The sequence below is a fragment of the Streptomyces sp. NPDC058198 genome, assembly GCF_042882605.1.
Taxonomy (GTDB): domain Bacteria; phylum Actinomycetota; class Actinomycetes; order Streptomycetales; family Streptomycetaceae; genus Streptomyces.
Genome location: NZ_JBHVVP010000001.1, coordinates 1623894 through 1636420 on the forward strand (window position 1 = coordinate 1623894; position 12527 = coordinate 1636420).

Consider the following 12527-nt stretch of genomic DNA (forward strand, 5'->3'; position numbering starts at 1 on the left):
GGTGCGCCGTCAGCGGGACAGGCCGAGCCGGCTGTGCCGGCGTCCGTACGCGAAGTACACGACGGCGCCGATGACCATCCAGGCGGCGAAGCGGAGCCAGGTCTCGGCGGGCAGATTGAGCATCAGCCACAGGGAGGCGAGCACCGAGGCGATCGGCAGGTAGGGCATCAGCGGGGTGCGGAACGAGCGCGGCAGGTCGGGGCGCTGCCTGCGCAGGATGATGACGCCGAGCGCGACCACGATGAAGGCGAACAGCGTACCGATGTTGACGAGTTCGGCGAGTTCCTCGATGGAGGTGAAGCCCGCGACGATCGCCACGATCACCCCGAGGAGGATGGTGGAGCGGTACGGCGTGCCGAACGTCGGGTGGACATGGGAGAAGGTCCTCGGCAGCAGTCCGTCGCGGCTCATCGCGAAGAACACCCGGGTCTGACCGAGCAGCAGGATCATGCAGACCGAGGTGAGTCCGACCGCCGCGCCGAAGCTGATCAGCCCGGCCCAGAAGGGGTGGCCGACCGATTTGAAGGCGTCGGCGAGCGGGGCGTCGACCGAGAGCTGGGTGTACTTCTGCATGCCGGTGACGACGATCGAGACGGCGACGTACAGCACGGTGCAGATGAAGAGGGAGCCGAGGATGCCGCGCGGTACGTCACGCTGCGGGTTGACGGTCTCCTCGGCGGCGGTCGCGACGATGTCGAAGCCGATGAAGGCGAAGAAGACGACGGCCGCAGCGGTGAAGATGCCCATGACGCCGAAGTTGCTGGGGGTGAAGCCGAACATCAGCTGGATGATCGGCGCGGTCAGTCCGCTGCCGCTGGGCCTGGGCTCGGACGGCGGGATGAACGGCTTGTAGTTGGAGCTGGTGATGAAGAACGCGCCGACGATGATCACGATGAGGACGACGGTGACCTTGATGGCGACGATGATGCCGGTGATCCGCGAGGACAGCTTCACCCCGGCGATGAGGATGCCGGCCAGCACGAGCACGAGGAGGAAGGCGAGCAGGTCGAAGCCGAACTTCCCGTTCTGTGTGCCGGACAGGAAGTCGGGCAGGCTCGCCCCCGCGTTGCCCAGCAGGGAGCGCACATAGCCGGACCAGCCGACCGCGACCACCGCGGAGCCCAGCGCGAGTTCCAGGACGAGGTCCCAGCCGATGATCCAGGCGGGCAGCTCGCCGAGGGAGGCGTACGAGAAGGTGTACGCGGATCCGGCGACCGGCACCGTCGAGGCGAACTCGGCGTAGCAGAGGGCGGCCAGAGCGCAGACGATGCCGGAGACGACGAAGGCGAGCGCGGTGGCGGGGCCGGCCGCCTGCTTGGCGACGACTCCGGTGAGGACGAAGATGCCCGTCCCGATGATCACACCGATGCCGAAGACCATCAGATCGAGCGCGGAGAGAGTCTTCTTGAGCGCGTACTCGGGCTCTTCGGTGTCACGGATCGACTGTTCTACGTTTTTTGTCCGGAACATTCCGTTTCTGGCTCGTCCCGGATCCTGCTGCGTACTCACCGGCGTACCTCCGTGTGCGCGTCGTTGCGGCCATGATCGAGAGGTTGCGGCCCCCGGATACCTGGCAACGGCGTTTTTCACACGGATGGGCCGGTCGGACCACCCGTACAGGGTGGCCGACCGGCCCATCGGCAGAGCGTCGTGACGGCGGATCAGTCGCGGGCGGCCTCGGTGGGCGAGTCCACCAGCCGGCCGTCCAGCTTCGCGACCAGCCCGGTGACCTGGCGGGCGATGTCCGGTGCGGTCAGCCCGATCTCGGCCATGACCTCCTTGCGGGAGGCGTGGTCGAGGAAGCGCGGCGGAATGCCGAAGTCACGCAGTGGTACGTCGACCCCGGCGTCGCGCAGCGCCTGGGCGATGGCGGAACCGACGCCGCCGACGCGGCTGTTGTCCTCGACGGTGACGACCACGCGGTGCTGCTCGGCGAGCGGGGCGAGCGCCTCGTCGACGGGCTTGACCCAACGGGGGTCGACGACCGTCGTCGTGATGCCCTGCTTGTCGAGGAGGGCGGCGATCTCCAGGCACATCGGGGCGAGCGCGCCGACGGAGACCAGCAGGACGTCCGCCACACCCTCCTCGGCCCTGCGCAGCACGTCCATGCCGCCGATCCGGCCGACGGCGGCGACCGCCGGGCCGACCGCGCCCTTGGAGAAGCGCACCACGGTCGGGGCGTCGTCGATCTCCACCGCCTCGCGCAGCTGCGCACGCACCTGGTCGGCGTCGCGCGGGGCGGCGATCCGCAGACCCGGCACGCACTGCAGGATCGACATGTCCCACATGCCGTTGTGCGAGGCGCCGTCCGTGCCGGTGACGCCGGCCCGGTCGAGGACGAAGGTCACCCCGCAGCGGTGCAGGGCTACATCCATCAGGACCTGGTCGAAGGCCCGGTTGAGGAAGGTCGCGTAGACGGCGAAGACGGGGTGGAGGCCGCCGGTGGCGAGGCCGGCCGCGGAGACCGCGCCGTGCTGCTCCGCGATCCCGACGTCGTACACCCGCTTGGGGAAGGCCTTCGCGAACTTGTCGAGGCCGACCGGCTGGAGCATGGCCGCGGTGATGGCGACGATGTCCGCGCGCTCGGTGCCGAGCTTGACCATCTCCTCGCCGAACACCGAGGTCCAGTCGACGCCGGAGGAGGCGATGGGCAGTCCGGTGTCGGGGTGGATCTTGCCGACGGCGTGGAAGCGGTCCGCCTCGTCGAGAAGGGCGGGCTGGTAGCCGCGGCCCTTCTCGGTGAGGCAGTGCACGATGACGGGGCCGCCGAAGCGCTTGGCGCGCAGCAGCGCGGACTCCAGGGCCTCGATGTCATGGCCGTCGATCGGGCCGACGTACTTCAGGCCGAGGTCCTCGAACATGCCCTGCGGGGCGATGAAGTCCTTGAGGCCCTTCTTGGCGCCGTGCAGGGTCTCGTAGAGGGGCCTGCCGACGACAGGCGTGCGCCCCAGCAGGTCCTTGCCGCGGGCCAGGAAGCGTTCGTAGCCGTCGGTGGTCCGCAGGGTCGCGAGGTGGTTGGCGAGGCCGCCGATGGTCGGTGCGTACGAGCGCTCGTTGTCGTTGACGACGATGACGAGCGGGCGGTCCTTGGCGGCGGCGATGTTGTTCAGCGCCTCCCAGGCCATACCGCCGGTCAGCGCGCCGTCACCGATCACCGCGACGACCCGGTCGTCCTTCTTCAGGACCTCGTTGGCCTTGGCGAGACCGTCGGCCCAGCCGAGCACGGTGGAGGCGTGGGAGTTCTCGATGATGTCGTGGTCGGACTCGGCACGGGACGGGTAGCCGGACAGGCCGCCCTTGCTCTTGAGCTTCGAGAAGTCCTGACGGCCGGTGAGCAGCTTGTGCACGTATGACTGGTGACCCGTGTCGAAGAGGACCTTGTCCTTCGGGGAGTCGTAGACGCGGTGCAGGGCGATGGTCAGCTCGACGACACCGAGATTGGGGCCGAGATGCCCGCCGGTCTTGGAGACTTCCTCGACGAGAAAAGACCGGATTTCGCCGGCCAGCTGTACCAGCTGCTCCGGGCCGAGCCGGTCCAGATCGCGCGGTCCCCTGATGTGGGTCAGCAACGCCACCCGTGCCTCCTTGGGTTTGAGCTGGTCGAGCTTGCCGATCCGCCGAGTCTAATGTTCCGTTCGGGCGACCAGTCATCGGGCGGTGCGTTATGCGTCACCCGATCGGCTGTATGTACGTCATATCGACGGCACCCGGGACGCACCCGTGCCCGGCACCCGGGGGTGGGTGCCGGGCACGGGCCCGGAGTTGCTCCGACGGTCTCTCAGGCGCGACCGGCGGTCTTCTGGGTCTTCCGGGTGACCGAGTCGATGACGACCGTGGCGAGCAGCACACCACCGGTGATCATGTACACGATCGGCGTGGCGATGCCTTCCAGCGCCAGGCCGTACTGGATCGAGGTGATGACCATGACACCGAGCAGCGCGTTCCAGGTGCGGCCCCGGCCGCCGAAGAGGCTGGTGCCACCGATGACGGCCGCCGCGATGGCGTTCATCAGCAGGTCGCCGGTGCCGGCGCCCTGGTTGGCGGCGGCGATCTTGGAGGCCATGAAGAGCCCGCCGATGGCCGCGAACGTACCGGCGATCGAGTACACCGAGACGCGGATCAGCGTGACATTGATACCGGCGCGGCGGGAGGCCTCGACGCTGCCGCCGAGCGCGAAGATCTTGCGGCCGTACGTGGTGCGGCGCAGGACGAAGTCGGTCACCACGAGCACCAGAAGGAAGATGACCAGGGCGAGGGGCAGGCCCTTGTACTGGTTGAACATGATCGCCGCGGCGAAGGCCACGATCGCGAGCACGGCCGTGCGCAGCGCGATCTCGCTGAGCGGGCGGGACGGGACTCCGGCCGCCTCACGGCGGCGGTTCTCCAGGAACGAGGTGAGGAAGAACACCACGACCGCGACCAGGGCGAGGCCGTAGGCGGCCGCGACATCGGCGAAGTAGTAGCTGGTCAGCTTGGCGACCAAGCCCTCGGAGTCCAGGTTGATGGTGCCGTTGTCGCCCAGGATCTGGAGCATGAAGCCGAGCCAGAAGAGCAGACCTGCCAGGGTGACGGCGAACGCGGGCGCACCGACGCGGGCGAAGAAGAAGCCGTGGATCGCGCCAATGGCCGCGCCGCTGACCAGGGCGATCACCAGGGCGAGCCACTCGTTCATGCCGTGCGTGACGCTCAGTACGGCGACGATCGCCCCGGACACACCGCTGACCGAGCCGACCGACAGGTCGATCTCGCCGAGCAGCAGGACGAAGACGATACCGACGGCGATCATGCCCGTGCCGACCATGGCCACGGAGATGTTGCTGAGGTTCTGCGCCGAGAGGAAGTTCGAGTTCAGGCTCTGGAAGACCACGCAGATGATGATCAGACCGGTGATGACGGGAATGGACCCCAGATCACCGGCGCGTATCTTGCGCTGGAACTCCGACAGATAGCCCGCGAATCCCTGCTCACGCACCAGCAGTCGCGGGTCGACCGCGGTCAGCGCGCCGTCCGCGGCGGCGGGGGCGTCGACCGGGGCGGGTGCCTTGTCGCCGGGGCCCTTGCCGAGGGACGTGGAGGCCTTGTCGGTACTCACTTCTGAACCTCCACATTGCGCGACGCGCGACGGGTCACGGCGTTTTCCGTAGCACCGGTGATGGCGGCGATGATCTCTTCCTGCGAGGTGGACGCGACATCGAAGACGCCGTTGTTGCTGCCCAGCCTGAGCACGGCCACCTTGTCGGCGACGGCCTTGACGTCGGCCATGTTGTGACTGATGAGGAGCACGGCGAGGCCGCGCTCGCGCAGCCGCTCGACGAGGTCGAGCACCTGGGCGGTCTGCTCGACGCCCAGGGCCGCCGTCGGCTCGTCGAGGATGACGAGCTTGGGCTCGCCGAGCATGGACCGGGCGATGGCCACGGTCTGGCGCTGGCCGCCGGAGAGCGAGGCGATCGGGATACGGACGCTGGGGATACGGATCGAGAGCGTCGTGAGCAGCTCGCGCGAGCGGCGCTCCATCTCGACCTCGTTGAGGACACCCCAGCTGCGGAGTTCACGGCCCAGGTAGAGGTTGCCGACGACATCGATGTTGTCGCACAGCGCGAGGTCCTGGTAGACGGTCGCGATGCCCAGGTTCTGGGCGTCGTGCGGCTTGCCGATCGAGACGGGACTGCCTTCCCACTCGATGACTCCCTCATCGATGGGGTGCACGCCGGCGATGGTCTTCACCAGCGTGGATTTCCCGGCGCCGTTGTCGCCGACGAGGGCGACCACCTCACCGGAGTGGACCTCAAGCTCTACGTCGGTGAGCGCCTGGACGGCACCGAATCGCTTGGAGACCCCTCGCAACGCCAACACGGGCGTAGCGGTCACGTGAACCATCTCCTTCGCCGCCTGACCGGCGGGGATGCCGCGCCGGGGGGAGGCGCGGAGGTCGAGCAGAAGAGTACGGAGGCGCCGGCCGCCCGGACCGCGGCGAACGCGCGGAACGGCGGCCGGGGGGAAGCGTTCCGTCCGGCACCCCGCCCCGGCTGCGGGGCTGTTGATGGGCGGGGTGCCGGACAGGCTTCATCGTGAGCAGGTCGCCGGGCGGGCCCGGCGGAGACCTACTTCACACCGGCCGCGTCACAGGCGGCCTTGTACTTCGCGGTGCAGATCTCGTCCACCGTGTAGATGCCGTCCTTGAGGACGGTGTCATTGATGTTGGCCTTGGTCAGCGAGACGACCGGGACCAGCACGGAGGGGACGCCCTTGGTGGTGGGGCTGTCGACCGAGCTCTTGGCGATGGAGTCGAGCTTCTCGCCCTTGGCGAGCGCGACGGCCATCTCGGCGGCCACGGCCGCCTCCTGCGGGTAGGACTTGTAGACGCTCATGAACTGCTCGCCCGAGACGATGCGCTGCACACCGGCGAGCTCGGCGTCCTGGCCGGTGACCGGCGGGAGCTTGGAGAAGCCGGCCGCGTTCAGGGCGGTGATGATACCGCCGGCCATGCCGTCATTGGCGGAGTAGACGCCGATGATCTTGTCCTTGCCAAGGGCGGAGATGGCGCCCTCCATGTTGGCGTTGGCGTTCTCCGGCTTCCACTCCTTGGTGTCGTACTCCTTGCCGATGTTCACCTTGCCGTCGAGCTCGGAGTGCGCACCCTTCTTGAACAGAGCGGCGTTCGGGTCGGTGACGGCACCGTTCATCATGACGATCTGACCGGACTTGGCCTTGGAGCCGAGCGCCTCGACGAGGGCCTTGCCCTGGACCCGGCCGACCTCTTCGTTGTCGAAGGAGGTGTAGGCGTCGATCGGCCCCTCGGCGAGACGGTCATAGGCGACGACCGGTATGCCGGCGTCCTTGGCCTTCGTGACCGATCCCGCGATGGCCTTGGAGTCGACCGCGTCGACGACCAGCACATCGACCTTGTTGGTGATCATGGTGTCGACCTGCTGGTTCTGCAGAGTCGCGTCCTGCTTGGCGTTGGCGTAGAGAACCTTGCCGGTGCCGTCCGTCAGCTCCGCGACCTTCTTCTCGATCAGCGGCTTGTCGAACTTCTCGTACCGAGCGGTCTGGTTCTCGGGCAGGAGCAGGCCGATCGTGATCGGGCCCTTCTTGTCCGACTTGGACGCTTCAGCCTTGTCGCCGGACTCCTTGGCGCTGCCACAGGCGGCGAGGGAGACGGCCATCGCGGTAGCGGCGGTGGCCACGGCGGCACGACGCATCGTTGCGTTCACTTCAAAAACCTCCCTGACGAGGCCGCGTCCTTGCGGCCGAGGTGGCTGAAAGTCAACTCGGCTCCGCAGCCAGCGTCAAGGAGTAAATTCTTAACGAGATGACAACGGTGCCATTCGTTATCTAAGTGAAGGCGGGTGCACTGGCCGAGAGGGAGCTCTCAAGTAGGGGCGAATCGCCCATTTCGCTCAGCACGAGAGCGAGTGCGCCGAGCACTTCGGCGCGGCTGCCGAGCGCCCCGGGCAGAACGGAGAGCTGCCGCGCGGCACTCGGGATCGCGTACCGGGAGACCGACTCCCGGATCGGCGTGAGCACCAACTCCCCAGCCTCCGCCAGATCTCCGCCGAGCACCACCCGGCTGGGGTTCAAGAGGTTGCACAGATTCGCCACGCCACTGCCGATGTGCCGGCCGACGTCGGCCACTACCCGGCGGCAGCCCGGGTCGCCCTCCCTGGCGAGCTGTACGACGCGCTCCATGGACAGACCGGCTCCGTGGCTGGACCGGAGCAGCGGCAGGACGTAGCGCGCCGCCGTGAAGGTCTCCAGGCAGCCGCGGTTGCCGCAGCGGCAGACCGGGCCTGACTCGTCCAGCGTGATGTGCCCGATCTCGCCGGCCGTACCGCCGGGGCCCCGGTAGATCTGACCGCCTATCACCAGACCGGCGCCGACCCCGCTGGCGACCTTGATGTACGCCAGGTCCTTGACCCCGCGCCCGCTCCCCCAGACCAGTTCGCCGAGGGCGCCGAGATTGGCGTCGTTGTCGACGTACACCGGTACGCCGAGGCGCCCGGCCAGCTCCTCACTGGGGTTGATCCCGGTCCAGCCGGGCAGTATCGACGTCGAGCCGAGCGTGCCGGATTCGACGTCGATCGGCCCGGGGACACCGAGGCCGACACCTATCACCTTCTGACGGCTGACGCCGGTGGTCACGATCAGCCGCTCGACCAGTTCCTCGGCCCGACCGAAGCCCTGGGCGGACGAGGCGTCCACATCGAGGGGCTCGGACTCCTCCGCGAGCACCTGATGGGCGAGGTTGCCGACGGCGACGCGCAGATGGGTGTGGCCGAAATCCACTCCGATGACAATGCCCGCGTCACCGCTGAGCGAGACGCTGCGGGCCCGGCGGCCGCCCGCGGAGGTGGGCGTGACCTGCACGGTCCCGCCGTCCTTCAGCTCGCGGACGATATTGGAGACCGTGGCCGCCGACAGTCCCGTGCTCCGGGCGATCTCCGCCTGGGTGAGCGAACCGGCCATGCGCACCGCGCGTACGACCCGCTCGAGGTTGGCCCGGTGCAGAGACGACTGCGACCCTGGAGTCTCCACGACTCATCCACTCCTGCCCTTGGCAGGCGGCACGACCACCGCCCCCGGCCGGGGCCGCGCCAATGAGACCCCGACGTATCTCCAACTTGTGAACCCTAAGCTCAGCCTTTCGGGCTACCTCCCGTCAAGACCTTGAGCGAGCACGGCTACGGATGAGCGGTCTTCATCCCGTCAGGACGGGGCGTGGAACGCGACGAACCGCCCGCCGGATCGAGTGGGCGAGCGGTTCGTTCACTTATGTCGCTATGTGCACCGATTCACCAGGAAAAGCGACTACTTCAGCGCGCCCGCCGTCAGACCGGCCACGACCTGGCGCTGGAAGATGATGTACGCGGCGAGCACCGGGAGCATGGCCATCACCAGGCCGGCGAAGAGACCGGACCAGTCGCCCTTGTACCCCTGGCTGACCGCGAGCTGCACCAGGCCCTGGGAGAGCACCTTGTGGTCCGGGTCGGTGTTCAGCACCGTGGGCAGCAGGTACTGGTTCCACTGCCCCAGGAAGTTGAAGATGCCGACGCTGATGAGGCCGGGCTTGGCCATCGGCAGCATCACCTGGAAGAACGTCCGGGTGTGCGAGGCGCCGTCGATGATCGCCGCTTCCGCCACCGAGGTGGGCAGCGTCTTGAAGAAGGCCGTGAGGAAGAAGACGGAGAACGGCAGCGAGTAGGCGATGTAGACCAGGATCAGACCGTGGATGGAGTTCAGCAGGCCCAGGTTGTTCATGACATAGAACAGCGGGACCAGCGCGAGGATGATCGGGAAGCTCATCCCGCCGATGAACAGGTAGTAGATGAAGCGGTTCCCGGGGAACTCGAAGCGCGCCAGCACATAGGCGGCCATCGAGCTGAGCAGCAGCGTGCCGATCAGGGAACCGGCCACCACCAGAACGGTGTTGAGGAAGTAGTCGCTCATGTGCGCCTGGGTCCAGGCGCGCGACCAGTTCTCGAAGTGCAGCGTGTCCGGCAGGGACCAGGGCGAGGTGAAGATGGACCTGTCGTCCTTGAAGGACGTCATCACGGCCCACAGCAGCGGCAGAACGACCAGGACGGCCCAGATGACGAGGACGCCGTGCGAGAAGACGTTGAGGACGCCGCCGCTCTTCGTCTCGCCGGGAGCCGGGACGTCCGTCTTGGTCACGGCGGGCCGCGGCTCCACGGTGCCGGCCGGCGGAGGCGTGGGAGGGGTGTCAGTGGTCTTCATCAGAACTCCAGCCGCTCACGTCGACCCAGCCGCATCACGATGGCGGAGAAGACCAGCGTGACGACGAGGAGGGCGACACCGATCGTCGTCGCGTAGGCCGCCTGACCGTCACGGAACGCCTTCTGGTAGACGAACAGGATCATGACATTGGTGGAATCGGCGGGGCCGCCCGGTCCCACGGTCATGATCTGCACGACCGCGAAGGACTCCGCGCCCAGCGCGAGGATGCCCATGTAGACCCATCCGGACTGCACGGTGTCCCACAGCAGCGGCAGCGTGATACGGAAGAAGGTGGTGACGCGGCTCGCGCCGTCCAGCAGCGCCGCCTCGTAGAAGTCCTTCGGGATGGAGGCCATACCGGCCGAGAAGAGCACCACGAAGAAGCCGACCTGGCTCCATACCAGGACGGCCATCACGCACCACAGCGCCAGGTCCGGGTCGCCCAGCCACTCCGGCTGCACGCTGTCCAGACCGACCGCGCCGAGCGCGGAGTTGATGGCGCCGCTGTTCGGGTTGTACGCGAACTGGAAAAGCAGCGCGACGATGGCGATCGAGAGCACCTGCGGGAAGAAGTACACGATCTTGTAGAAGGAGGAGCCGCGAACGCCCGCGATGGCGGCTCCCTTTCTGCGGCGTCCACCGACATTCAGCATGAACGCGAAGAAGAGCGCCAGGCCGAGCACCACGACAGGCAGCAACAGCGCGAGGGTCAGGCTGTGCTGGAGCGAACTCCAGAAGGTGTCGTCGTCGAGCATCCGCGAGTAATTGCCGAAGCCGACCATCTTGAAGTCCGGGCTGAGACCGGTCCAGTCCGTGAACGAATAGTAGATGGACTGGACGAACGGCCATATGACGAAAAGCGCGTACATTCCCAGTGGGACGATCAGGAACCCCACGATGAACCGGTACTTGCCGTGCTGCATGTCTCCCGACCCCGAATCTCCGGCGGGTGCCGCCGTACTGCCTTGGGGGAACCGGAGGCCCCGGCGGGGCCTCCGGTCACTTCCGCTCCTACTGGTGCTTGTAGTGCTTGACGGAGTCGTCCTTGGCGGCCGCGTCGGCGTATTCCTGGCACTTCTTGACGCACTCGGCCGGGGTCATGCGTCCGGCCATCATCTCGCCGAGCGCGCCGACGCCGAGCTTCTCCTTCTGGAGGGCGACGTACCAGTCCTGCATCCGGGGGTTGAGCACATTGGCGCCGGCCTTGGCCAGCGCGTCGACACCGGACTGCATCGCGGTGGAGAGCGTGAGGCCATCGGTGCCGCCGTTGAAGGCGCTGAGCGACTTCACCTTGGAGGTGAAGTTCTTCGACGACGCCTCGCTCAGCATGATGCGGAGCTGCTCCATGCCGCCATCGGGGTTCTTGGCGTTCTTCGGGACGATGAAGGGCTCACCGCCGGACGCCCAGATGGCGCCGAAGGGAAGCTTGTCCGAGGCGTCCAGGCTGGACGGCGCGGCCACCTTCATCTGGAAGTCCTCCGGCGTGGTCTTCGCCGCCTCGTTCTCGACCCAGGAGCCGTTCGGGATGAACAGCGCCTTGCCCTCGGTCCACGCGGTCTGCGACTGGGTGTGGTCGAGACCGGGGGTGCCCTTGAGGATGTAGCCCTTCTTGTACAGCTCGAAGTACGCCTCGAAGGCGGCCTTGACGGCCGGGTGCTTCCAGGCGTTCGGCTCCAGGTTGTCGATGGCGTCGAGGACCTCGCGGCCGCCGATCTTGCCGATGAACGGGTAGAGCGAGAAGGGGATGTAGTACGGGTACTTGCCGGCGTAGGTCCAGCCCGCGATGCCCTTCTTCTTGGCCTTCGCACAGAGGGCCAGCATCGCGTCCCAGTCCTCGGGATACTCCGCGTCGAGGTTGTCCAGCGCGGTCTGCGAGTACCACACGCCGTACACGGTGTAGGCGTAGTACATGATCCACACCGGGTCGCCGTCGAACTGGCCCATCTCGACGATGCCGGGGCGCAGCGTGTCGCGGACCTTCTTGGCCGGGTCGTCGAAGGACGGGGCGTCCAGCAGGGGTGTGAGGTCGGTGAGCTGCTGCTTGCCGACGAGAACGCCCATGTCCATCTGCTCGGCGCCCGAGTTGTCGATCAGGTCCGGCGGGGTGCCGCCGTTGAAGCGCGGCTGCAGCTGGGACTGGATCTTCTGGGTCGGGGTGAACTTGACCTTCGCCTTCGGGAACGCCGCCTCGTACTTCTTGACGGCGTCCGTCCCGTACTCGCTGCCGAAGCCGCCGTCGAACAGAACAAAGTCGAGCGCCGCGCTCTCGTTGACCCCGAGCGGGTTCTTCGCGGACGTCTTGCCCTTCTCGACCTTGTCGTCGCTCCCGCTGTCACTGCTCGCACACGACGACAGGAAGCCCATCGTCGGGACGGTGATCAGGCCGATCGCAGCGGAACGCTTGATCACATCGCGACGGCCAAGGCCCTCGTTGTTCTGAGCGGAGGTGGATCCCATGCTCAAGTCCTCGCCTTCTCCAGGACTCAGGCGGTGTACCGGTCGCCCGTCCTTCTCGCCTGAGGCGAAGGGCCCCGCCACCGCGGTCAAATGAAGCTGGGTCGTGCAGGATTGTCGTGCTCGCTCGCAGGGAGTACGGCCCGAATGGCCGGCCGGCCGCGGGCAGAGCCCTCCCCGCCGCCCCTGCCCCCCGGTCCGCCGCCACCGAGTTAAACGCCTGGGGCGGACGCCGACAGGTATAGTCCACTTCCCGTCAACTGAGCAAGATCGAAAGCGGGTTTGGACGGCAGTCTTTCCCTAGTTGAGACCTCGCGGATATCTGAGCCGGTTGTGTA

The 12527-nt window shown here is 67.3% G+C and carries 9 protein-coding genes; all 9 read right to left on the reverse strand.

Going from position 1 to position 12527, the window contains the following annotated elements; genetic code table 11:
• Positions 1-9 precede the first annotated feature (9 nt).
• The 9 genes from ACFVWW_RS07185 to ngcE all read right to left on the reverse strand — a co-directional run bounded on the left by ACFVWW_RS07185 (position 10) and on the right by ngcE (position 12192).
• The gene (locus ACFVWW_RS07185; protein WP_384329407.1) at positions 10-1470 is read right to left on the reverse strand and encodes an amino acid permease; all 1461 of its coding nucleotides are present in this window, start codon (positions 1468-1470) and stop codon (positions 10-12) included.
• Between the two features lie 191 nt (positions 1471-1661).
• Positions 1662-3575, reverse strand: coding sequence for a 1-deoxy-D-xylulose-5-phosphate synthase (dxs, locus tag ACFVWW_RS07190; RefSeq protein WP_386876394.1), 1914 nt, complete (start codon positions 3573-3575; stop codon positions 1662-1664).
• Positions 3576-3778: 203 nt separating this feature from the next.
• Positions 3779-5092, reverse strand: coding sequence for a sugar ABC transporter permease (locus ACFVWW_RS07195; protein WP_384193116.1), 1314 nt, complete (start codon positions 5090-5092; stop codon positions 3779-3781).
• Positions 5089-5877, reverse strand: a complete 789-nt coding sequence (locus ACFVWW_RS07200; RefSeq protein ID WP_384193113.1) for an ATP-binding cassette domain-containing protein — start codon at positions 5875-5877, stop codon at positions 5089-5091. The genes ACFVWW_RS07195 and ACFVWW_RS07200 overlap by 4 nt, the downstream gene beginning before the upstream one ends.
• Positions 5878-6101: 224 nt before the next feature.
• On the reverse strand, positions 6102-7202 hold the full coding sequence (locus tag ACFVWW_RS07205; protein ID WP_384193135.1) for a substrate-binding domain-containing protein: 1101 nt from the start codon (positions 7200-7202) through the stop codon (positions 6102-6104).
• Positions 7203-7335: 133 nt separating this feature from the next.
• Complete coding sequence (locus ACFVWW_RS07210) at positions 7336-8535, reverse strand: ROK family protein (protein WP_384329413.1); 1200 nt, start codon at positions 8533-8535, stop codon at positions 7336-7338.
• Between the two features lie 273 nt (positions 8536-8808).
• On the reverse strand, positions 8809-9735 hold the full coding sequence (locus ACFVWW_RS07215) for a carbohydrate ABC transporter permease (RefSeq protein ID WP_384329415.1): 927 nt from the start codon (positions 9733-9735) through the stop codon (positions 8809-8811).
• Entirely contained in the window at positions 9735-10658 is a 924-nt protein-coding gene (locus tag ACFVWW_RS07220) for a carbohydrate ABC transporter permease (protein WP_384193106.1), read from the reverse strand. The genes ACFVWW_RS07215 and ACFVWW_RS07220 overlap by 1 nt, the downstream gene beginning before the upstream one ends.
• Positions 10659-10746: 88 nt before the next feature.
• Complete coding sequence (ngcE, locus tag ACFVWW_RS07225; protein ID WP_384193103.1) at positions 10747-12192, reverse strand: N-acetylglucosamine/diacetylchitobiose ABC transporter substrate-binding protein; 1446 nt, start codon at positions 12190-12192, stop codon at positions 10747-10749.
• Positions 12193-12527 lie beyond the last annotated feature (335 nt).

What these genes read in the sequence shown, in the direction of transcription:
- ACFVWW_RS07185 (WP_384329407.1), bottom strand. Translation starts at nt 1,470, where the DNA reads ATGTTCCGGACAAAAAACGTAGAACAGTCGATCCGTGACACCGAAGAG.
- ACFVWW_RS07200 (WP_384193113.1), bottom strand. Translation starts at nt 5,877, where the DNA reads ATGGTTCACGTGACCGCTACGCCCGTGTTGGCGTTGCGAGGGGTCTCC.
- ACFVWW_RS07205 (WP_384193135.1), bottom strand. Translation starts at nt 7,202, where the DNA reads ATGCGTCGTGCCGCCGTGGCCACCGCCGCTACCGCGATGGCCGTCTCC.
- ACFVWW_RS07215 (WP_384329415.1), bottom strand. Translation starts at nt 9,735, where the DNA reads ATGAAGACCACTGACACCCCTCCCACGCCTCCGCCGGCCGGCACCGTG.
- ACFVWW_RS07220 (WP_384193106.1), bottom strand. Translation starts at nt 10,658, where the DNA reads ATGCAGCACGGCAAGTACCGGTTCATCGTGGGGTTCCTGATCGTCCCA.
- ngcE (WP_384193103.1), bottom strand. Translation starts at nt 12,192, where the DNA reads ATGGGATCCACCTCCGCTCAGAACAACGAGGGCCTTGGCCGTCGCGAT.